Origin of the sequence: Nocardioides daedukensis (genome assembly GCF_013408415.1) — a bacterium.
Taxonomy (GTDB): domain Bacteria; phylum Actinomycetota; class Actinomycetes; order Propionibacteriales; family Nocardioidaceae; genus Nocardioides; species Nocardioides daedukensis.
This window is the reverse complement of sequence record NZ_JACCAA010000001.1, coordinates 2,478,748-2,497,345: the sequence shown is the minus strand read 5'-3', so window position 1 is coordinate 2,497,345 and position 18,598 is coordinate 2,478,748. Positions and strand designations below refer to the sequence as shown.

Genomic DNA, 18,598 nt, shown 5'->3' with positions numbered 1-18,598 from the left:
AGCATGAGCGAGTCCCGCCCCCCGTTCCCGCCGTTCACCGAGGAGACCGCACTGCAGAAGGTGCAGGCGGCCGAGGACGCCTGGAACAGCCGTGACCCCGAGCGCGTCGCCGGGGCCTACACACCCGACTCCGTGTGGCGCAACCGCGACGTGTTCGTCAGCGGACGCGAGGAGATCATCTGGTTCCTGACCGCCAAGTGGGAACGCGAGCTCGACTACGCCCTGCGCAAGAGCCTGTGGGGGTTCCGCCAGAACCGGATCGCTGTCCGGTTCCAGTACGAGTGGCACGACGCGGCCGGACAGTGGTGGGGCAGCTATGGCAACGAGCTGTGGCAGTTCGACGCGCAGGGGCTGATGGAACGCCGTGAGGCGAGCATCAACGACGTGACGATCGAGGAATCGGAGCGGCGGATCTTCGGCCCGCGCCCAGAGGCCGAGCACGGCGTCGAGATCCCGCTCCAGTAGGCCGGAACCAGCCCCTGGAAATGACGACTCCCGGACCCAGCAACGTGGATCCGGGAGCGTCGACCCCTTGCGGGATCACACGGCGGTGGCGGTGGTGTGCTGGATCAGGACATCGGAGACAGATGTCTCAAGACATAGGAGACACGCTGTCTCACGTCATCGTAGACAGCACCTTGAGGCCGATGCTCGACCATGTCGAAGGCACGCCTGGTCATCACTGCCCTGTTCACCGAGAAACAGACACCTGCCGAGGCGACAAATCCGGCACCGTCACACTCCGCGTCGCAGGCAAACTCCGCCACATCGGCATCGGACGAACCCACAGCCGAACCCACGTCATCCTGCTCATCCAAGACCTCGATGTCAGAGTCGTCCACGCCATCACCGGCGAACTACTCCGCGAGCTCACCATCGACATCACCCGCGACTACCAGCCACGAACCCCGAAATGACAAACACCCGAACCCACGTTTCCGTGGGTTCGGGTGTCTCCGATGTCCTGCGACATCACACGGCGGAGGCGGAGGGATTTGAACCCTCGATGGGGTTTTAGCCCCAAACCCGCTTAGCAGGCGGGCGCCATAGACCGGACTAGGCGACGCCTCCAGAATGCGCGCCTAGGCTACCTGCAGATCATGCCGGCCGCAGAATCGGGTCTACTTTCGCTTGGGGCGGCGCTTGTCGGGCTTGAAGCCGCGCTCCTTGAGGTGGGTCGAGATGTCGCGCACGAACTGCTCGCGGTCGACCGCGAGGACCTCGACCGGGATCGTGGTCGCGGTGCCGTTGCGAAGCCTCAGCACCAGGCAGGGTGAGCCCGCGATCGTGTTGGTGACCAACTCCTCGACGTCGCCCCACCGCGCCTGCTTGACGCCGGCACCACGGACGAATCGCACGCGATAGCCGTCGGCGGTGGTGCGCACGACGTACGCCCGCGAGCGGAGCAGGAACCCGAGCACGAACACGCCTGCAACGGCGAGCACGACCGCCACGGTGAGGATCAGGACCGGGGCGCTGAACAGGACCACGATCGCCGTCGCGACGAAGACGATCCCTCCCAGGAGCAGCAGGGTGAACCCGAAGATGCGGGCGGCGAGGTGCGGGGCGAGGCGATAGTCGTGCGACACGCCTTGATTCTCCCGCAGTCGGCCGTGGCGCCCAACTCGCCCTTGTGTGGGTGCGTGATCCACGTCACACTCAAAGAACGCCAGCGCCCACTCAGCAGGAGGTTGTCATGCCCGAACCGCTGCAGCAGAGTCTTGCCGGCCTCGCCCAGCTCATCGATGCGCGGTTGCCGACCGGGACCGCACTGGGCAACTGGCGCTGGACCGTACGGCAACGCCTCGCGGTGATCCGCGACGGCCTCGCCACCGAGACCAGCAACGCCCGGGACGGATGGCTGGTCGCACGTGAGGGATCCGTGCTGCGTGAGCGCAGCGCGCTGATGACTCGACTGGCCGCCCTGGGCCCGGCCGTCCTCGAATCCGCCGACCTGGCCGGTCTGCGCACCGAGCTCAAGCGCACCATCAATGACGTCAACCACCACCTGCAGCGGCTTCGCGACCTGGCCTACGACGAGGTCGAGCTCGAGCTCGGCGGCTCGGAATAGTTCGCGGCACTGCTGGCACATCCGGCGGCCCTCACCCGTAGACTGCTCACCGCACACCGCTCGTCGGGGTGCTCGGAGGGGTGCCGGAGTGGCCTATCGGAACCGCCTTGAAAGCGGTCGTAGGGAGACCTACCGCGGGTTCGAATCCCGCCCCCTCTGCCAAGAAAGCCCAACTGAACGACGCCTGACCGGCAGCCGGATCTGCGATCAGTGAATGATCGTCAGGAGGATGTCGCCCTCCTGGATGACGTCTCCGACGCCGACGCGGATCTTGTCGATGCGGCCACCCTGGTCGGTGAGGACGGGGATCTCCATCTTCATCGACTCGAGCAGCAGGACCTGGTCGCCCGCGGCCACGGTGTCGCCCACCTCGACCGACACTGCGATCACATTGGCGACCATCTCCGCGACGATGTCCGTGGCTCGTTCCCGACTCATGCTTCGAACCTAGCCGTTACCGAGGGGTACGCCGATCCGGGCGCACGGCGGCCCCGGACCAATTCCCTCACAGCAGGGGCAGGAACCGGCTGGGCTCGGGGCGCAGCGCCGACTCCTCCTCCTCACGGCGCGCGCGACGTCCGCGCGGGCCGGTCAGGGCAAGGTCGATCCGGATCAACGCATAGCCCACGGCGATGCCGGGGATGGCGGAGTAGACGACGATCAGGACCGCCTCGAACCAGCCCGTCACCGGGTTGATCAGCAGGCTGGCCACCGAGGTGGTCAGGGCGACACCGAAGGCGCACACCCACCAGCCCTGGCGCCGACGGGCGCGGACGTGGCAGCCCCACAGGATGGCCGGGATCCCGACCAGGGCCTGGACAGGCTTGGGCGCGGCGCCGAGGTTCTCGCGCATCCACCGGACCACGTCGAGGACGTCGTTGACGAAGCCCGGCGCACCATAGCGGCGCAGCAGCTCGGCGTACGCCAGGATGATCGCCACCCCGACCGAGCCGACGACGACCACGATCGCGCCGCGCTTGCCCAGGCCGTGCAGACCGGCGCCGAGGTTGTAGACCAGCACCGCGGCCAGGGCGAAGGAGAGCGCCAGGGCCACGTAGTCGAAGCGGTCGAGCGCGACCACCGGCCGATAGCCGACCACGCCGAAGGCGCCGATGCCGGAGATCAGGAGCACCACGCCGAGCTCGCGGACCGCTCCACGGAACCGGACCGCGGGGCGGGTGCCCATCACGCCCAGGACGCTCGCCGAGACAGCGGTCATCACGGCCGCTCCGGTGCGCAGCAGGTCCACGTCGGAGATCACCGCGAGCAGGCCCAGGGCCAAGGCCAAGCAGCCGAAGATGATCGGCCTGCCGCCGGTCCTGACCGCGAGCGAGGTCGCATAGGCCGTGGAGATGGTCACGGCGGCGGCCTGGTCGAACCACGCCGGGCCGAACCCGAGGGCGGCACAACCGGCCATCACCATGGCCAGGAACAGCGCCAGCATGCAGCCCGGCCAGGCGACACTGAGGACCTTGCGCCAGCCCTGCCTGACCTTGCTCCTCAGGCCCGACAGGCGCGACGGGGGTCGCTCCGCCATACGGCGGCCGGCGGGACGTTGGGTGCTTGACACGGCGGACAGGTTATCGGTCCGCACGCCGACGGTTGGCCAGAGAGGGATTCGTGCTCCGTGCCTTGTCGATCACGTCACGCTCGAGAGTCGCCGTGAGCACCGTCGGATCGCCCTGGGTCTCCACCACGACGTCCCCGAACGGGTCCACCACGAGTGAGTGCCCGGTGTAGCGGGGCGCAGCCTGCCCGACGGCCACGACGTACGCCGTGTTCTCGATCGCCCTGGCCCGCGCCAGCGTCGTCCAGTGGTTGATCTTGCTGCGGTGCTCCTCCTCGGTGCGCCCGGGAACCCAGGCGGCCGGCACCACGATCACGTCGGCTCCCCGGTCGACCAGGGCCCGGGACAGCTCGGGGAAGCGCAGGTCGTAGCAGGTCATCAGCCCGACGGTGAAGCCGTTGAGCTCCACGACGACCGGGTCCCACTCCCCCGCGGTGAGCCGGTCGGACTCCTTGTAGCCGAACGAGTCGTAGAGGTGGATCTTGCGATAGTTCGCCTCCGCGGCGCCCCGCACGACCAAGGTGTTGAACGGGCGCTGGGGGTCCGCGGACACCTCGAACATGCCGGCCACGACCGTGCGCTCGGGCCCGGAGATCTCCTCGACCGCCTGCACGAACGGTCCGTCCAGCGGCTCGGCAAATGCCGAGATGTCGTCTCCGGGGCTGCCGAAGTCGCGGGCGAAGGCCTCGGGGAAGACCACCAGGTCGGCCTCGACGCCCTCGATCGCAGCCTTGAGCGCCTCCCGGTTCGGCGTGGGTTCGAGGCCCGACGCCTGTTGCACCAGAGCAACCGTGAGTCGGTCCTCGGAGTCATCTCGCAGCTCGGCCATCCCGCCATTGTGCCGTCCTCGTTCCAATGTGCGGCCGATCGGCCACAATGACGGCCATGAGCAGCCAGGCACTCGGAGCGGTCATCCTCGCCGGCGGCACCGCCGCCCGGATGGGTGGCGTCGACAAGGCATCGATCGAGCTGCACGGACGCACGCTGCTGGCGTGGACGCTGGACGCGGTGATCGACGCCGGCGAGGTGGTGGTGCTCGGCGACTGGGTCCGCACCGAACGTCCGGTGACCTTCACGCGCGAGGATCCGCCGCTCGGCGGACCTGCCGCGGGGCTGCTGCACGGGCTGAGCGCCTTTGCGCGTCGCCCGGAGGAGGTGATCGTGCTCGCCGTCGACATGCCGTTCGTCTCGATGGGGACGATCAGCCGCCTGCGCCGCGCCGCCGAGGGGCACCCGGGCGCGATCCTGTGCGACGCGGACGGGCGGCGCCAGCTCGCGTTCGTCGTACGGACGGAGGCACTGGAGGCCGTGCGACCGGCGTACGGCGAGGAGTTCGGCCTGCCGATCCACCGGATCCTCGCCGGACTCGACCTCGTCGACGTGCCTGCCGAGGACCGTGAAGCGCGTGACATCGACGGCTGGGCCGACCTGCGAGACGTCGAGTGAGCACCATCAAATCGCCCGCAGGGGTTGCGCGTCCTGCCTCGCCATTGGACTGTGGAGGTGTGAACCTTCACGACTGGATCGACGAGCTGTGCGACGTCCTCGACATCGAGACGGAACTCGACGAGGCGCTGGTGCTGGACCTCGCCCGGGCGGCGGCGCACAACGTGGTCCGGCCGGCGGCGCCGCTGACCACCTATCTGCTCGGCTATGCCGCGGGCGTCAAGGGTGCTTCCGTCGAGGAGATCGAGCAGCTCGCTGCCCGCGCGCAGACCCTGGCCGACCACTGGGAGCAGCCCGCAGGCGCGCCCGACCCGGACGACGTCAATGACCCCGTGCCGGACGACACCGGGGTCGACCACACCGGCGACGTCGAGGACCTCGAGGACCTGGAGTCCGCGCGCCCCTGACTGCGCAGGCACCGCTCAGTCAGGCACGGCCTAGTGTGGTCGTATGCGTGCGATCGTCGCCGACGGGACCGGTGCTCCCGACGTCCTGTCCCTTGCCGAACTGCCCGACCCCGAGCCCGCAGCGGGCGAGGTGCTGGTCAAGGTCGCGGCCACCGCGGTCAACCGCGCCGACACCCTGCAGCGACAGGGCCTCTATCCCCCGCCGCCCGGCGCCTCGGACGTGATCGGCCTCGAGTGCAGCGGCACCGTCGTCGCCCTCGGTGAGGGCGTGCAGGACTGGCAGGTCGGTGACGAGGTCTGCGCTCTGCTCGCCGGCGGCGGGTATGCCGAACTGGTCGCCGTCCCCTCCGGCCAGCTGATGCCGGTGCCCGAGGGGGTCTCCCTGACCGAGGCCGCCGGTCTGCCCGAGGTGGCCGCCACGGTGTGGTCCAACGTCTTCATGCTCGCCGGCCTCAAGGCGGGCGAGCGGTTCCTGGTGCACGGTGGCGCCGGCGGGATCGGCACGTTCGCGATCCAGCTCGCCTCCGCGCTCGGCGCCGAGGTGTTCACCACCGCCGGATCCCCGGAGAAGCTCGCCGTCTGTGCCGACCTGGGTGCGACGCGGGGCATCAACTATCGCGAGGAGTCCTTCGTCGAGGTGCTCAAGGACGCCGGCGGTGCCGACGTCATCCTGGACAACATGGGCGCGAGCTATCTGTCCGGCAACGTGAAGGCGCTCGCCACCGCTGGCCGGCTGGTCGTGATCGGGATGCAGGGCGGCGTGAAGGGCGAGCTCAACCTCGGGATGCTGCTGAACAAGCGCGGCGCCGTGCACGCCACCTCGCTGCGCGGTCGTCCGCTCGAGGAGAAGGCCGCGATCTGCGCCGGAGTGGTGGAGCACGTGTGGCCGTTGGTCGCTGCGGGACGGGTGCGCCCCGTCATCCACACCTCGATGCCGTTGGCCCAGGCCAGCGCGGGGCACCGGTTGATGGAGGAGAGCGGGCACGTGGGGAAGATCCTGCTCACCGTCTGAGCCGCACCCTCTGAGGCGTGCTGGCGCGGGTGGCTAATCTGGGCCGCATGAGCGAGCACCCCCAGGACCAGCCCGACGAGCAGGAGATCCTCATCCTCGGCCCCCAGGGTCAGGACGACGACACCGACGGCGACGACGACGAGCGACACGTGACCGAGCTGGTCGAGCAGCCGGCGAAGGTGATGCGGATCGGCACGATGATCCGCCAGCTCCTCGAGGAAGTGAAGTCAGCTCCGCTGGACGAGGCGAGCCGCAACCGGCTCAAGGAGATCCATCAGGCGTCGATCAAGGAGCTCGAGGCGGGCCTTGCCCCCGAGCTGGTCGAGGAGCTGGAGCGGATCTCGTTGCCGTTCACCGAGGGCACGCCCAGCGAGAGCGAGCTGCGGATCTCGCAGGCACAGCTGGTCGGTTGGCTGGAGGGGCTGTTCCACGGCATCCAGACCGCGATCTATGCCCAGCAGATGGCGTCGCGCGCGCAGTTCGAGCAGATCCGCAAGGCGCTGCCGCCAGGGCTCATCCCGCAGTCGGGTGAGCAGCCTGAGGGCGCTTCCCCCTCTCCTCAGCAGGAGAAGGGTGGTCCGGGACACGGCAGCGGAGGCATGTACCTCTGAGGTCGCCCCACCTCTGACCGTGCCGGGGCGCGGTCAGCGGGTACGTCGTACCGCCACGGCGCCGGCGGCCGCTGCGACCACCAGCAGGCCGGTGAGCAGCAGCCACAACGGGACGATCTCGCCGTCGGCGGAGCCTGTGTCGCCCTCCTCAGCGGCTTCGCCGTTCGGCGAGGCCTTCGGGGAGTCGTCCGACTGGGTATCGGCGGGGGACCCCGCGGTCGACCTGATCAGCTCCAGGTCGGCCTCGTCCGCCGGCGCGCTCCCGGAGCACAGGTTCGTCGCCAAGCCCTTGACCGACTCCTCGCCGTAGGCGAAGAAGACCCACGGCACGCCCGGCTCCGGCAACGGCTCCAGGCCGCACGACGCCGAGTCACGGTGGGTGATCACGGAGACCTTGTCGCCCACGTCGCCCGGATCGCCCTTGAGCACCTCATCGACGGTCACGACCAGCTCCACCCGATTCCCGGCCTCGGCCCGGGCATCGGCAGTGCCCAGGAGGACCTGGTCGGCGCCCTCGACCTGCTCCGCGGTGTCGACGCTCGCGCACGAGCAGGCGTGTGCCGGGGCACTGAGCACGACCAGCGAGGCCCCACCGAGGATCAGGCCGAGAAGCGGACCAGCCACCGGGGCGAACAGCAACCGAAACACGCGACGCATCGAGCCTCCAGGGCTTCTCGGGTCGGTCTCAGTGGGGTTTCGGCCGACCGAACAAGCGTCCCACAACCAGCGCCACGACGCCGAGCATTGCGATGATCAAGCCCGGGGCGATGGAGCGAGTGACGCTGGGTGCCTGACCGTCATCGACCCGGGTCAGCTTCACCTCGACATCGGTCTCGGCAGGCTTCGGCGACAGCTCCGCGACGATCCGGGCGTCCAGCTCGGATGACGCGGCGCGGGTGCCCTCGTTGCTGAGCGCCTCGACATAGTTGTTGCCCTTCACCGCCCCGACGAAGAAGGTCACCTTGTCACCGCTGGCGACCTTGCCCAGTCCGCAGTCGGCGGTCCGGGTGGAGGACGCGACCCTGATGCTCTGCTCCAGTCCGTCACCCTTGTGCACCTTGTCGATCTTGACCAGGTAGATCCGACGCGCTCCGCCCTGGGCGGGGTCGATCCGCGAGGTGGTCACCGTGCCGGTGAAGATGTGCTCTGCGCGGCTGACCTGGCGATCGAAGGGCAGGGTCGGCTCGTCGCAGGCAAATGCCGTGGGGGCTGGGCCGAAGGCAACCAGGCCGAGGGCGAGGAGCACGAGCACCATCACACATCGCATTCGACACCTCCGGGGCTCTCTTGGGTTGGGGTCAGGCGTGCTTGTCGCACGGGCCAGCCTGTCACAGGCCGAACACCCGGGCCAGAACGGTCGCCACGCCGTCGTCGGTGTTCGCGGGCGCGGTGTGCTGCGCGACGGCCCGGGCGGAGGGGTGGGCGTTGGCCATCGCATAGGAATGTCCGGCCCAGCGCAGCATCGGGATGTCGTTGGGCATGTCACCGAATGCGACCACGTCGGCCGGCCCGATCCCGAGCTCGGTGCTGAGGCGTTCCAGGGTGGTCGCCTTGGTGACTCCGCGTGCCGACATCTCCAGGAGCGAGAAGGACGAGGACCAGGTCACCTCGAGCATGGTGCCGACCATCTCCTCGGCGTGGCGCCAATAGGTCTCCGGGGTGATCTCGTGGTGGATCGCCAGCAGCTTGACCACGCTGTCGTCGAAGATCGCCTCCAGGGGCCCGGTCTCGATGCCGAGTGGCTCCCGGTGGCGTCCCATGAAACCTTCCTCGCGGGCGAAACCGGTGGTCTTCTCCAGCGCGAACCAGGTGCCGGGGACCGCCTTGCGCAGCGTGCTGGCCACCTGCAGCGCGGTGTCGCGGGGCACGGTCAGGGCGTTGCGCACCGAGTGCGAGCCCACGTCATAGACGATGCCGCCGTTGGAGCAGACGGCCAGGCCGTGCCCGCCGACGTCGTTCCACAACGACTCCATCCAGCGAATCGGGCGCCCGGTGACGAAGACGACCGGGATGCCGCGGTGGTCGAGCTCCCTGAGCACCTCACGGGTGCGCGCGGAGACCTGTCCCTCGGCGTCGAGCAGGGTGCCGTCGAGGTCGGTGGCGACCAGCTTCGGTGTGCTCACCCGAACCAGCTGTCGAGCTCGACCGCGGCACCGTCCTCGTCCACGGCCAGGGTGACGTGGTCCGCGGCGGCCCGGACCTTGTCCACGGCCTGGCCCATCGCCACCGAGCGGCCCGCCCAGGCGAACATCTCCAGGTCGTTGAGACCGTCGCCGATCGCGAGCGCGTCCGCGGCCTCGACTCCCAGCTCCCGGGCCACGTGCGCCAGGCCAGACGCCTTCGAGACGCCGACCGGGGCCAGGTCCATCCAGGCCGTCCAGCCGATCACGTAGTCGGTGCCGTGCAGGCCGAGCTTCTCGGCGAGCACGTGGAAGTCCTCGACGGTGGCCTCCGGGTCGCGGATGATGACTCGACTGATCGGCTCGCCGACGATCTCGTCCACGTCGGTGATGATCATCTCCCCGGACAGTTCGCCCTCGGGGAAGGGCCGGTTCACCCGATAGCCACGGCCCCGCTCCTCCACGCCGACGAGCGCGTTGGGGTGGAACTTGAGGATCTCCGCGACCGCGGCCGAGGCGTCGAAGGTCTCCTCGTGGAGCACCTCGATCGGCGGATAGCGCAGGCAGACCGCGCCGTTGGAGGCGACGATCCAGAGCCGCTCGGCTCCCTCGTCGGGGATCCCGAGCTGGTCGGCGATCGGGGTCATCCCGTGCAGGGAGCGGCCGCTGGCCAGCACGATGTGGGCGCCGGCGTCATAGGCACGTCGTACGGCGTCGCGCACCGCGGGCGGGACCTCGCCGTGCACGATGCCCGAGTCGGTGACCCAGCGCAGCAGGGTCCCGTCGATGTCCAGGGCGACCAGCTTCGGGCGCCATACCGGCTCAGCCATTGACCACCTCGAGCACTTCGCGCCCGCCCAGGTAGGGCTGGAGTGCCTTCGGGACGCGGACCGAGCCGTCGGCCTGCTGGTGGGTCTCCAGGATCGCGACGATGGTGCGGGTGATCGCGCAGAGGGTGCCGTTGAGGGTGGCCACCGGCTTGATCCCCTCCTCGAAGCGGCCGCGGGTGTCGAGGCGGCGGGTCTGGAAGTCGGTGCAGTTCGAGGTCGAGGTGAGCTCGCGGTACTTGCCCTGGGTGGGGATCCACGCCTCGCAGTCATATTTCGCCTTGGCGCTGAGCCCGAGGTCGCCCGCGGCGACGTCGATCACCTGGTAGGCCAGCTCGAGCTTGTCCAGGAACTGCTTCTCCCAGTCCAGGAGTCGCTGGTGCTCGGCCTCGGCGTCCTCGAGGGTCGTGTAGACGAACATCTCCACCTTGTCGAACCAGTGCACCCGGATGATTCCCTTGGTGTCCTTGCCGTGCGAGCCTGCCTCCTTGCGGAAGCACGGGCTGAACGCGGCGTAGCGCATCGGCAACGAGTTGCCGTCGAGGATCTCGTCCGAGTGGTACGCCGCCATCGGGACCTCGCTGGTGCCGACGAGATACATGTCCTCGCCCTCGATGCGATAGACGTCGTCCGCGGCCTGGCCCAGGAACCCGGTGCCCTCCATCGCGCGCGGCTTGACCATCGCGGGAGGGATCACCTCGGTGAAGCCGGCCTCGCGCGCCTGGTCCATCGCCATGTTGACCAGCGCGCGCTCGAGCTGGGCGCCGACGCCGGTGAGGAAGTAGAACCGGCTGCCGCTGACCTTGGCACCGCGCTCGAGGTCGATCGCGCCGAGCAGCTTGCCGAGCTCGATGTGGTCGCGGGGCTCGAAGCCCTCCGCGGCGAAGTCACGCGGGGTGCCGATGGTCTCCAGGACCACGAAGTCGTCCTCGCCACCCTCGGGGGTGTGGTCCGAGGCGAGGTTCGGGATGCTGCCCAGGGCGGCCTTCCACTCGGCCTCTGCCTCACCCTGGGCGGCCTCGGCCGTCTTCACGTCCGCTGCGAGGACCTTGGTGCGGGCCAGCAGGTCCGCCTTCTCCTCGGGTGCGCCCCCCTTGTTGGCAGCAGAGATGAGTTTTCCTAGTTTTTTCTGCTCGGCGCGCTTCTCCTCGAACTCCACGATCGCCCTGCGTCGCGCCTCGTCGGCGGCCAGGGCCCGGTCGACCACCTCGTCGGAGAGCCCGCGCTTGGCCTGGGCTGCGCGGACACGGTCGGGTTCGTCACGGAGGATGCGGGGATCGATCATGCGCACAGGCTATCCGGCGGCCGCTGGCCCGGTCGTCCGGATTACCCGGTCCCGGATCGGGGCGCGGCATACTTCGGTCTGTGACTGACCGTTCCCGCTCCACCCCACTGGTCTGGTCCGCGATCACCCTCGGGCTCTTCGCGGTGCTGACCGTGCTCGTGGTCATCGACTGGGCCCCGCTCACCGACCTCGATCGGTCGGCCACCGACGAGACCACGACGTGGGTCGCCGAGGGCAGTTGGCTCGAGCACGCGCTGCGGATCCTCGAGCATGCCGGCGGAACCATCGCCGGCATCATCTACACGATCCTGCTGGCAGCCTGGCTCTGGTGGCAGTCCCAGCGCCGTGCGGCGCAGTACGCCCTGATCGTCATCATCACCACCTTCGTGGTGACGCACGCGCTGAAGTTTCTCACCGACCGCAACCGCCCCGACGTACAGGCGGTCTTCGCCCATCTCGACAACGGATCGTTCCCCTCGGGGCACGCCTCGTTCATCGCGTCCCTGACCGGCGTGCTCTACGTCGTCGTCGGGATGCTGGTACGCCGCTCCGGCATCCGGCGGCTCCTGCACGTGCTGCTGGTGCTGCTGGCCGTGGCGATGTGCTTCGACCGGCTGCTGCTGGGTCGCCACTTCCCCTCCGACGTGATCGGTGGGCTGCTGCTCGGCTTCGGCGCTGCACTGCTCACCCGGGCGTTCTTCGATCCCCAACCGAGGAGCACGGCGCTGACCTCCGAGCCCCTGGTCGCCTCGGTGCCCGCAGCGACCCGCGACCTGCACGTCGTGCTCAACCCGATCAAGGTCGAGGACGTCGGCCAGTTCCGCTCGATCCTCTCGGCGATGGCGGTCGAGTCCGGGTGGCGTGAACCGGTCTGGCACTACACGACGATCGAGGACCCGGGCACCGGGATGGCCGCCAAGGCCTCCGTCGCCGGCGCCGACCTGGTGATCGTGTGCGGTGGTGACGGCACGGTCCGCGAGGTCTGCGCCGAGCTCGCCGGCACCGGGATCCCGGTGGGCATCGTGCCTGCCGGCACCGGCAACCTGCTGGCCCGCAACCTCGACATCCCGCTCTACATCCGCTCGGCGATCGACGTCGCGCTGAACGGCCAGGACCGGGCGATCGACATGGTCCGGGTCTCCGGCGACGGCGGGCTGGAGGACACCCACTTCCTGGTGATGGCCGGGATGGGCTTCGACGCCGCGATCATGGAGGGCGTCAACGAGGACATCAAGAAGAAGGTGGGCTGGCTGGCCTACGTGCTGTCCGGCCTGAAGTCACTGATGTTCCCGGCGGTGAAGGTCGAGGTGTCGATCGACGACGCGCCGTTCACCAAGCACCGGGCGCGGACCGTCCTGGTCGGCAATGTCGGCTACCTCCAGGCCGGGATGCCGCTGCTCCCGGACGCCGCCATCGATGACGGCGTGCTGGACGTGGTGCTGCTGCACCCGAAGCGGTTCCTGTCCTGGCTCCCGCTGGCGTTCCGGGTGCTGACCAAGGGCTCGAAGACCGACGAGCTGATCGAGCGGTTCACCGGCCGCAAGGTCGTCATCCGGGCCGCGATCGACACTCCGCGTCAGCTGGACGGCGACTCGATCGGTTCGGGGCGCGAGCTGTCCATGGAGTGCATTCACGGGCGGTTGCTGGTCCGCGCGCCTCGCTGAGTCTTCGCTTCCCGCGGGTCGTCGTACGACCGATCAGGCAGCGCGCTCGAGCCGGAAGACCCGGATGGTGCGGTCGGTGCGCTGCTCATACTTCGCATAGTTGGGCCAGGTCCGGTTCATCACGGCCCACAGCTCGTCCCGCTCCGCGCCGAGCGCCTCACGCGGAGTCACGGCGTACGTCGTCCCCTCGAAGTTGACGCTCGCCTGGTCGGCGGCGGCCACGTTGACCACCCAGGCGGGCGGCTTCGGAGCACCCCAGTTGGAGCCGGCGATCAGCCAGCCGCCCTGGTGCGGGACGCAGAGCAGGGGCGTGCTGCGCGGGATTCCGCTCTTGCGGCCGACGACCGTGAGGGTCAGGCCGGGGAGGCCAGCGATCCGCACGAAGCCGACCCGGCCACGGGTGAGCCGCTGGACGAAACGGTCCATTGCCACGATCTGCTTGTTGAACTTCGGGAGCCACGGCTGGCCGCCGAGGAAGATGGCGATCGGCCGCACCAGCCGCGCATAGACGTCGTACATGGCACGGAGCCTAGCGGTGGAACTGGCCCGTCGTTGTGGGTGTTCACGCCCCCGTCTGTGGGGTGGAAAGCGGCAGGCTCAGGGGCGAGCGTGCGTGATCGCTTCCTCCTCCTCCGGGGAGAGCTGCTGCTCGCAGGTCCAACCGGAGATGCTCTTCGCATAGGTGCGGGCTTCGCTGCGGCCGTGGATCGAGGTGAGCACGATGCCGTGGCCCGCGCCGTCGAGCAGCGCGATCGACCAGGAAAGGTGCCCGCCCATGTCACCGAAGGCGTCGTAGCGCACCACAGCCAGGTGCTTGAACGCATCGCCGGCCTCGGCACGCAGCGCCGCGACCTCCTGGCGCAGGCCCACCACGTCCTCGGGGAGCGCGTCCTCGCTGGACTCGTCGCGGCGCGGTCCCTTGCGGGCGTTGGTCACGGAGACGACGATGGCGATCACGGCGAGCAGGATCGCCAAGCAGGCAAGGGCAATGTCCATGCCGCAGAGGTTACGGCTCCGGCTCAGTCACCGTTGCGCAGGCTCGCGAGCCAGCTCTCGGCCTCTCGGAAGTCGCCGTCGCCGGTGCCCTTCTCGACCTCGGTGCGGACACCGTCGGCTCGCGGGTAGGAGCCGAGGAAGCGTACGTCGTCGCACGTCCGGTGCAGTCCCATCAGGGCCTCGCCCACCCGGGCCTCGGCGATGTGGCCCTCGCAGTCGATCGAGAAGCAGTAGCGGCCCAGACCGGCACCGGTCGGTCGCGACTCGATCCGGGACAGGTTGACGCCGCGCAGGGCGAACTCCTCGAGCAGTTCGAGGAGCAGCCCGGGGTGGTCGGTGCGGATGAAGGCGACCAGGGAGGTCTTGTCGGCCCCGGTCGGGCTGGCAGGGGCGCCCGGTCGGGTGACCAGCACGAAGCGGGTCTCCGCCGAGGCGTTGTCCTCGATGCCCTGCGCCAGTGTCTGCAGCTGGTAGTGGTCGGCTGCCAGCGGCGAGGTGATCGCGGCGTCCCAGGTTGCGGTCCCGTCGGCGATCCCGGCGCCGGCGGCCGCAGTCGAGTTGGTGTGGACCACGCGGGCCTGTGGGAGGTTCGACGCCACCCACTTGCGGGTCTGGGCCGCCGCGTGCGGGTGCGTGCCAACGAGCGTGATCGCCTCGAGCGTCGTACCCGGACGGGCGATCAGGGAGAACTGGATCGGGACGGTGGCCTCCGCCGCGATCACCAGCGGGTCGCCGGTGGCCAGCTCGTCGAGGGTGACCGGGACCGATCCCTCCACGGAGTTCTCGATCGGGACCACGGCGCCGGCCACCTCGCCGCTGCGGACCAGGTCGAGGGCCACGGTCACCGTTGAGCAGGGTTCGAGTGCGACCGAGGGCTTCTGATCGCCCGAGGCCTGCTGGCCCGTGGCCAGTTTCGGGGCCAGCTTGGGGGCCAGCGATCGCGCGGCCTGCTCGGTGAAGGTCCCGGCGGGGCCGAGGAAGGCCAGGCGGGGGCTGGGACCGGCGGCAGCGGTGTGGTCGTCAGGGGCGGGCATGGGCATCAGGATAGGCGCCCGGGGCGCTCGACCCGCGCGCTCGTTGCACGGTGACCCAGGTCACCTCGGTGGATAGAGTGACGACATGGTCAACCCAGATGCCCCCGAGAGCGTGCGCACCGCCATCCATGGTGCGGACAGCGAGGTCGGGACCCTCCGCACAGTCATGCTCCACCGCCCCGGTGGTGAGCTCAAGCGGCTCACCCCGCGCAACAACGACCGGCTGCTCTTCGACGGGGTGCCGTGGGTCTCCCGCGCCCAGGAGGAGCACGACGCGTTCGCCGAGACGCTGCGCAACCGCGGGGTCGAGGTGCTCTACCTGACCACGCTGCTCACCGAGACCTTCGCCAGTCACGACGCACGCAACCACGCGATCACCACGGCCCTGTCGGGGCTGCACCTGGGCGACACGCTGCGCAGCTATCTGGCCGAGGCGTTGCGCGACTGCTCCCCCGAGGAGCTGACCGGTCACCTCACCGAGGGGATCCGCAACGACGAGGTCCGCGGCGGTCATGGTCTGGTCACCTCACTGCTGCCCACCGACGAGTTCCTGATCGACCCGCTGCCCAACCTGCTCTTCACCCGCGACTCCAGCGTCTGGATCCGCGACCGCGTGGCGATCACGTCGCTGGCCATGCCTGCGCGTGCCCGCGAGACCCAGCTGACCGAGCTGATCTACACCGAGCACCCCCGCTTCCGTGACGTCGAGGGCGGCACCCGCAAGATCCACGGCTGGCACCACGAGCACGTCGAGGGCGGCGACGTACTGCTGCTGGCACCCGGCGTGGTGGCGGTCGGGGTCGGTGAGCGTACGACGCCTGCCGGCGTCGAGCGGTTGGCCCGCCAGGTCTTCCACAGCCGACTCGCGCACACGATGCTGGCCGTGCCGATCGCCCAGGAGCGGGCCACGATGCACCTCGACACCATCTGCACGATGGTCGATGTCGACAAGATCGTGATGTACCCGAACGTCGCCGACTCCCTGCAGGCGTTCACTGTCACCGCCAGCGGTGTCGGCACCGGGATCTCGGACCGCGACATCCACCTCGAGGTCTCCGGGCCCGAGCCGTTCCTGATCGCCGCCGCCAAGGCGATGCAGATCGACACCCTGCACCAGATCGACACCGGCCTGGACCCCGTCACCGCCGAGCGCGAGCAGTGGGACGACGGCAACAACACGCTCGCCATCGCGCCGCGGGTGGCGGTGGCCTACGTCCGCAACGACGAGACGAATGCGCGCCTCGAGGAGGCCGGCATCGAGGTGGTCCGGATCGAGGGCTCCGAGCTGGGGTCGGGTCGCGGCGGTCCGCGGTGCATGTCGTGCCCGATCACCCGAGACCCCCTCTGACGAACCTGCAGTTGTTGCTCGTCGAACCTGCAACTCTTGCGCGTTCAACCTGCAGTTGTTGCTCGACGAACCTGCAACTCTTGCGCGTTCAACCTGCAGTTCTTGCGGTCGTCGAGCAGCGCAGCGTCGTGGGTCACGACAACAATTGCCAGTTCGTCGCGCAACAACTGCGGGTTCGACGCACCACAAGTGCAGGTTCGACGCGCAACAACTGCCAGTTCGCGGCGCAACAACTGCAGGTTGGGCGCGCAACAACTGCAGGTTCGCGGGAAATGCAGAAGCCCGGTCGCTGTTGACGGGGGATACAACAACGACCGGGCGAGGAGCAACTTACGTCATGAGCGCGGGGTTTACAACACGACAACCACAAGGTGTTCCGACACTTCGTCAGCACCCCACGACGACGAAGAACTCAGCGGATGGTGACCTGCCGGCCAGCCAGTGACGACTTCGCGGAACGCTCCGCGGAGGTCAGCTCCGAGTCGTCCGCCAGTGCGTCGGCGAGCTCTGCGGCGAACTTCTTCGCGGGCTCCTCGAGAACCTCTGCGCCGGTGCCGACGGGCAGGTCCCACACCGGGACGAGCACGCCGTGCGCACGGAACATGCCGACCAGGCGGCCGCCCTCGACGAGCGTGTCGGCACCCTTGGTGTGCAACCGGGTCAGCGCATTGAGCAGCGCGTCCTCGTCCTCGGGCATCGCCCAACGCAGGTGCTCCTTGGAGCCGACATTGGTCCAATACGCCGCCTCGACACCCTTCAGCTTCACCGTCGGGTGCACCGAGCCGTTGGCCTGGTCGAGTGCGGCGTCCATCTCGGGGGTGCGGTCCTCGACGTCGTCCAGCCAATAACCGAAACCCTCGTGCACGGTGACCTCAAGTGCCTCGTCCTCGACCAGGTCGGTGAACCGCGGGCCCTCACCGGGCGCCTCGGTCAGCCCGACGATGCCGGTCTCACCCGCCTCGGCGTGCTCGACGGCCTTGGTCAGCACGGCACCCAGGTCGCGCGCGGGGTCGCCATACGCGTGCTGCACCTGCAGGCCGAGCCAGATCGCTCCGCCCTCGCGGACCATCGCCGGCGCGGCGCCGGGCAGCAGGGTGCACAGGCGGACCTCGCGGTCGCTGTCCTTCAGCTTCAGCGGCGCGGTCGCGGCGGGCACGAGCTCGCGCAGGGCGACCAGGTCGGTCTCGCTGGCATAGCCCTCGAACGGGCGGGCCACGAACGCGGGCGGCGGTCCGTCCGCGGCACCGTGGCAGGCCTTGTAGCGACGGCCCGAGCCACACGGGCAGGGCTGGCGCGGGCCGACCGCACCGTCGACGGCGGGCGCTTCAGCGGCGCGGTTCTTCTTGCGAGAGCTCTTTCCCATGCAGGGCAGGCTACCGGCGAACCCGCTCGAGCATGTACGCCGGCCGGTCGCTGATGATGGTCTCCACCCCGAGGCTCTCGCACAGCGCCAGCTGCGCGTCGGTGTTGACCGTCCACACGTGGATCCGGCGATCCGAGTCGCGGAGCCGACGGGCCAGTCCGGGGTGGTCGGTGAGCTCGCCGATGCCGGGTCCGACGATCCACTTCTTGCCGATCATCCGGCGCAGCATCGGCCAGTGGTGGGCCTTGTCGATGAGCATCACCTTGTCCAGCCCGGCCGCCAGGTTCTCGACGCGCTGCAACGCGGTGAACGAGAAACTCATCACCCGCACCGGCGAGTCGGCACCCGCCCAGCCGAACTCGTCGAGCAGCTCGACGAGCCTGCGCTCAACCAGACCGCCGAACCGGGTGGGGTGCTTGGTCTCGATGGCCAGCTCCACGCGACGTCCGGCACTGGCCACGGTCTCGAGGAGCTTGCGCAGGGTGAGCACCTTGTTCAGCGCCGGGTCCAGGTCGGGCGCCTCGTCGTCGAGGTCGTGCCAAGGGTTCTTCCAGCTGCCGAAGTCGAAGGCGTCGAGCTCGGCCAGCTCCATCGTGGAGACCACGCCGCTGTTGGACGCCGTACGCCGTAGGTCGCGGTCGTGCACGCAGACCAGGTGCCCGTCGGCAGTGAGCCGTACGTCGCACTCGAGCCCGTCGGCTCCGATCCGGATCGCCTCGAGGTAGGCACCGAGCGTGTGCTCGGCAATATCGTGGCTGGCACCGCGGTGGGCAACGACCTGCATGACCTGCACGCTACTTGTTTCCCACCGGGTGGGGGTGGAGCAGGGCGCATGCCGGCGGCGATC

At 69.3% G+C, this 18,598-nt stretch carries 24 protein-coding genes and 2 tRNA genes; 10 read left to right on the top strand and 16 right to left on the bottom strand.

Translation table 11 applies throughout. From position 1 onward, the window contains the following. Positions 1 to 3 precede the first annotated feature (3 nt). On the top strand, positions 4 to 465 hold the full coding sequence (locus tag BJ980_RS12405; protein ID WP_179502576.1) for a nuclear transport factor 2 family protein: 462 nt from the start codon (positions 4 to 6) through the stop codon (positions 463 to 465). Between the two features lie 182 nt (positions 466 to 647). Further along, positions 648 to 917: a hypothetical protein gene (locus tag BJ980_RS12400; RefSeq protein WP_218855497.1), complete on the top strand. Its 270-nt coding sequence runs from the start codon at positions 648 to 650 to the stop codon at positions 915 to 917. A gap of 63 nt (positions 918 to 980) precedes the next feature. Here BJ980_RS12400 and BJ980_RS12395 read toward each other — a convergent pair. Further along, positions 981 to 1,071: transfer RNA gene (locus tag BJ980_RS12395), tRNA-Ser, on the bottom strand. A 50-nt stretch (positions 1,072 to 1,121) separates the two neighbouring features. Then, complete coding sequence (locus BJ980_RS12390; RefSeq protein ID WP_179502575.1) at positions 1,122 to 1,589, bottom strand: hypothetical protein; 468 nt, start codon at positions 1,587 to 1,589, stop codon at positions 1,122 to 1,124. A gap of 107 nt (positions 1,590 to 1,696) precedes the next feature. Between BJ980_RS12390 and BJ980_RS12385 the strand changes: the two genes are divergently transcribed. Further along, on the top strand, positions 1,697 to 2,071 hold the full coding sequence (locus BJ980_RS12385; RefSeq protein WP_179502574.1) for a hypothetical protein: 375 nt from the start codon (positions 1,697 to 1,699) through the stop codon (positions 2,069 to 2,071). Between the two features lie 74 nt (positions 2,072 to 2,145). After that, a tRNA-Ser gene (locus BJ980_RS12380) sits at positions 2,146 to 2,233 on the top strand. Between the two features lie 45 nt (positions 2,234 to 2,278). On the opposite strand, the gene BJ980_RS12375 is transcribed toward BJ980_RS12380, so the two are convergent. The 3 genes from BJ980_RS12375 to BJ980_RS12365 all read right to left on the bottom strand — a co-directional run bounded on the left by BJ980_RS12375 (position 2,279) and on the right by BJ980_RS12365 (position 4,467). Then, positions 2,279 to 2,509, bottom strand: a complete 231-nt coding sequence (locus tag BJ980_RS12375) for a biotin/lipoyl-binding carrier protein (protein WP_179502573.1) — start codon at positions 2,507 to 2,509, stop codon at positions 2,279 to 2,281. A 67-nt stretch (positions 2,510 to 2,576) separates the two neighbouring features. Next, the gene (locus BJ980_RS12370; protein WP_343047801.1) at positions 2,577 to 3,641 is read right to left on the bottom strand and encodes a hypothetical protein; all 1,065 of its coding nucleotides are present in this window, start codon (positions 3,639 to 3,641) and stop codon (positions 2,577 to 2,579) included. 10 nt (positions 3,642 to 3,651) lie between these two features. Then, complete coding sequence (locus tag BJ980_RS12365) at positions 3,652 to 4,467, bottom strand: carbon-nitrogen hydrolase family protein (RefSeq protein WP_179502572.1); 816 nt, start codon at positions 4,465 to 4,467, stop codon at positions 3,652 to 3,654. 56 nt (positions 4,468 to 4,523) lie between these two features. On the opposite strand from BJ980_RS12365, the gene mobA reads away from it, so the two are divergent. Genes mobA through BJ980_RS12345 form a run of 4 tightly spaced genes read left to right on the top strand, consistent with a single transcriptional unit; the run spans position 4,524 to position 7,114 of the window. Continuing rightward, positions 4,524 to 5,084 carry a molybdenum cofactor guanylyltransferase gene (gene mobA, locus BJ980_RS12360; RefSeq protein ID WP_179502571.1) on the top strand — a complete coding sequence of 187 codons (561 nt, stop codon included), beginning with the start codon at positions 4,524 to 4,526 and terminating at the stop codon, positions 5,082 to 5,084. Between the two features lie 59 nt (positions 5,085 to 5,143). Then, positions 5,144 to 5,491 (top strand): DUF6457 domain-containing protein, encoded by a 348-nt coding sequence (locus tag BJ980_RS12355; RefSeq protein WP_179502570.1) that lies wholly within the window; start codon positions 5,144 to 5,146, stop codon positions 5,489 to 5,491. Positions 5,492 to 5,534: 43 nt separating this feature from the next. Continuing rightward, on the top strand, positions 5,535 to 6,503 hold the full coding sequence (locus tag BJ980_RS12350) for an NAD(P)H-quinone oxidoreductase (RefSeq protein WP_179502569.1): 969 nt from the start codon (positions 5,535 to 5,537) through the stop codon (positions 6,501 to 6,503). A gap of 47 nt (positions 6,504 to 6,550) precedes the next feature. Then, a complete protein-coding gene (locus tag BJ980_RS12345; protein WP_179502568.1) occupies positions 6,551 to 7,114 on the top strand; it encodes a bacterial proteasome activator family protein in 564 nt (187 codons plus the stop codon). A 33-nt stretch (positions 7,115 to 7,147) separates the two neighbouring features. Here the strand turns inward: BJ980_RS12345 and BJ980_RS12340 are convergent, their stop codons facing one another. The 5 genes from BJ980_RS12340 to serS all read right to left on the bottom strand — a co-directional run bounded on the left by BJ980_RS12340 (position 7,148) and on the right by serS (position 11,346). Next, positions 7,148 to 7,771 carry a hypothetical protein gene (locus tag BJ980_RS12340; RefSeq protein WP_179502567.1) on the bottom strand — a complete coding sequence of 208 codons (624 nt, stop codon included), beginning with the start codon at positions 7,769 to 7,771 and terminating at the stop codon, positions 7,148 to 7,150. A 28-nt stretch (positions 7,772 to 7,799) separates the two neighbouring features. Further along, positions 7,800 to 8,369 (bottom strand): hypothetical protein, encoded by a 570-nt coding sequence (locus BJ980_RS12335; protein ID WP_179502566.1) that lies wholly within the window; start codon positions 8,367 to 8,369, stop codon positions 7,800 to 7,802. A gap of 73 nt (positions 8,370 to 8,442) precedes the next feature. Beyond that, positions 8,443 to 9,237 carry a Cof-type HAD-IIB family hydrolase gene (locus BJ980_RS12330; protein WP_179502565.1) on the bottom strand — a complete coding sequence of 265 codons (795 nt, stop codon included), beginning with the start codon at positions 9,235 to 9,237 and terminating at the stop codon, positions 8,443 to 8,445. After that, on the bottom strand, positions 9,234 to 10,064 hold the full coding sequence (locus BJ980_RS12325; RefSeq protein ID WP_179502564.1) for an HAD family hydrolase: 831 nt from the start codon (positions 10,062 to 10,064) through the stop codon (positions 9,234 to 9,236). The genes BJ980_RS12330 and BJ980_RS12325 overlap by 4 nt, the downstream gene beginning before the upstream one ends. After that, entirely contained in the window at positions 10,057 to 11,346 is a 1,290-nt protein-coding gene (gene serS / locus BJ980_RS12320) for a serine--tRNA ligase (protein WP_179502563.1), read from the bottom strand. The genes BJ980_RS12325 and serS overlap by 8 nt, the downstream gene beginning before the upstream one ends. 80 nt (positions 11,347 to 11,426) lie before the next feature. On the opposite strand from serS, the gene BJ980_RS12315 reads away from it, so the two are divergent. Then, positions 11,427 to 13,010 (top strand): diacylglycerol kinase family protein, encoded by a 1,584-nt coding sequence (locus BJ980_RS12315; RefSeq protein ID WP_179502562.1) that lies wholly within the window; start codon positions 11,427 to 11,429, stop codon positions 13,008 to 13,010. A gap of 33 nt (positions 13,011 to 13,043) precedes the next feature. On the opposite strand, the gene BJ980_RS12310 is transcribed toward BJ980_RS12315, so the two are convergent. From BJ980_RS12310 to pheA, 3 genes are all read right to left on the bottom strand, one after another. After that, positions 13,044 to 13,529: a nitroreductase family deazaflavin-dependent oxidoreductase gene (locus tag BJ980_RS12310; protein WP_179502561.1), complete on the bottom strand. Its 486-nt coding sequence runs from the start codon at positions 13,527 to 13,529 to the stop codon at positions 13,044 to 13,046. A gap of 78 nt (positions 13,530 to 13,607) precedes the next feature. After that, entirely contained in the window at positions 13,608 to 14,006 is a 399-nt protein-coding gene (locus BJ980_RS12305; RefSeq protein WP_179502560.1) for a DUF4446 family protein, read from the bottom strand. Positions 14,007 to 14,029: 23 nt separating this feature from the next. After that, positions 14,030 to 15,040, bottom strand: a complete 1,011-nt coding sequence (pheA, locus tag BJ980_RS12300; protein ID WP_179502559.1) for a prephenate dehydratase — start codon at positions 15,038 to 15,040, stop codon at positions 14,030 to 14,032. Between the two features lie 85 nt (positions 15,041 to 15,125). Here pheA and BJ980_RS12295 point away from each other — a divergent pair, with 85 nt between their 5' ends. Then, the gene (locus BJ980_RS12295; RefSeq protein ID WP_179502558.1) at positions 15,126 to 16,388 is read left to right on the top strand and encodes an arginine deiminase; all 1,263 of its coding nucleotides are present in this window, start codon (positions 15,126 to 15,128) and stop codon (positions 16,386 to 16,388) included. A 44-nt stretch (positions 16,389 to 16,432) separates the two neighbouring features. On the opposite strand, the gene BJ980_RS12290 is transcribed toward BJ980_RS12295, so the two are convergent. The 3 genes from BJ980_RS12290 to BJ980_RS12280 all read right to left on the bottom strand — a co-directional run bounded on the left by BJ980_RS12290 (position 16,433) and on the right by BJ980_RS12280 (position 18,535). Beyond that, complete coding sequence (locus BJ980_RS12290; RefSeq protein WP_179502557.1) at positions 16,433 to 16,618, bottom strand: hypothetical protein; 186 nt, start codon at positions 16,616 to 16,618, stop codon at positions 16,433 to 16,435. Between the two features lie 182 nt (positions 16,619 to 16,800). Beyond that, entirely contained in the window at positions 16,801 to 17,751 is a 951-nt protein-coding gene (locus tag BJ980_RS12285; protein ID WP_179502556.1) for a DUF5926 family protein, read from the bottom strand. Positions 17,752 to 17,761: 10 nt separating this feature from the next. Beyond that, positions 17,762 to 18,535: a glycerophosphodiester phosphodiesterase family protein gene (locus BJ980_RS12280; protein ID WP_179502555.1), complete on the bottom strand. Its 774-nt coding sequence runs from the start codon at positions 18,533 to 18,535 to the stop codon at positions 17,762 to 17,764. Positions 18,536 to 18,598 lie beyond the last annotated feature (63 nt).

Coding starts and splice junctions, on each gene's coding strand:
- serS (WP_179502563.1), bottom strand. CDS start 11,346: ATGATCGATCCCCGCATCCTCCGTGACGAACCCGACCGTGTCCGCGCA.
- BJ980_RS12285 (WP_179502556.1), bottom strand. CDS start 17,751: ATGGGAAAGAGCTCTCGCAAGAAGAACCGCGCCGCTGAAGCGCCCGCC.
- BJ980_RS12305 (WP_179502560.1), bottom strand. CDS start 14,006: ATGGACATTGCCCTTGCCTGCTTGGCGATCCTGCTCGCCGTGATCGCC.
- BJ980_RS12375 (WP_179502573.1), bottom strand. CDS start 2,509: ATGAGTCGGGAACGAGCCACGGACATCGTCGCGGAGATGGTCGCCAAT.
- BJ980_RS12310 (WP_179502561.1), bottom strand. CDS start 13,529: ATGTACGACGTCTATGCGCGGCTGGTGCGGCCGATCGCCATCTTCCTC.
- BJ980_RS12340 (WP_179502567.1), bottom strand. CDS start 7,771: ATGCGTCGCGTGTTTCGGTTGCTGTTCGCCCCGGTGGCTGGTCCGCTT.
- BJ980_RS12400 (WP_218855497.1), top strand. CDS start 648: ATGCTCGACCATGTCGAAGGCACGCCTGGTCATCACTGCCCTGTTCAC.
- BJ980_RS12385 (WP_179502574.1), top strand. CDS start 1,697: ATGCCCGAACCGCTGCAGCAGAGTCTTGCCGGCCTCGCCCAGCTCATC.
- BJ980_RS12345 (WP_179502568.1), top strand. CDS start 6,551: ATGAGCGAGCACCCCCAGGACCAGCCCGACGAGCAGGAGATCCTCATC.
- BJ980_RS12365 (WP_179502572.1), bottom strand. CDS start 4,467: ATGGCCGAGCTGCGAGATGACTCCGAGGACCGACTCACGGTTGCTCTG.
- BJ980_RS12405 (WP_179502576.1), top strand. CDS start 4: ATGAGCGAGTCCCGCCCCCCGTTCCCGCCGTTCACCGAGGAGACCGCA.
- BJ980_RS12295 (WP_179502558.1), top strand. CDS start 15,126: ATGGTCAACCCAGATGCCCCCGAGAGCGTGCGCACCGCCATCCATGGT.
- pheA (WP_179502559.1), bottom strand. CDS start 15,040: ATGCCCGCCCCTGACGACCACACCGCTGCCGCCGGTCCCAGCCCCCGC.
- BJ980_RS12335 (WP_179502566.1), bottom strand. CDS start 8,369: ATGGTGCTCGTGCTCCTCGCCCTCGGCCTGGTTGCCTTCGGCCCAGCC.
- BJ980_RS12325 (WP_179502564.1), bottom strand. CDS start 10,064: ATGGCTGAGCCGGTATGGCGCCCGAAGCTGGTCGCCCTGGACATCGAC.
- BJ980_RS12280 (WP_179502555.1), bottom strand. CDS start 18,535: ATGCAGGTCGTTGCCCACCGCGGTGCCAGCCACGATATTGCCGAGCAC.
- mobA (WP_179502571.1), top strand. CDS start 4,524: ATGAGCAGCCAGGCACTCGGAGCGGTCATCCTCGCCGGCGGCACCGCC.
- BJ980_RS12350 (WP_179502569.1), top strand. CDS start 5,535: ATGCGTGCGATCGTCGCCGACGGGACCGGTGCTCCCGACGTCCTGTCC.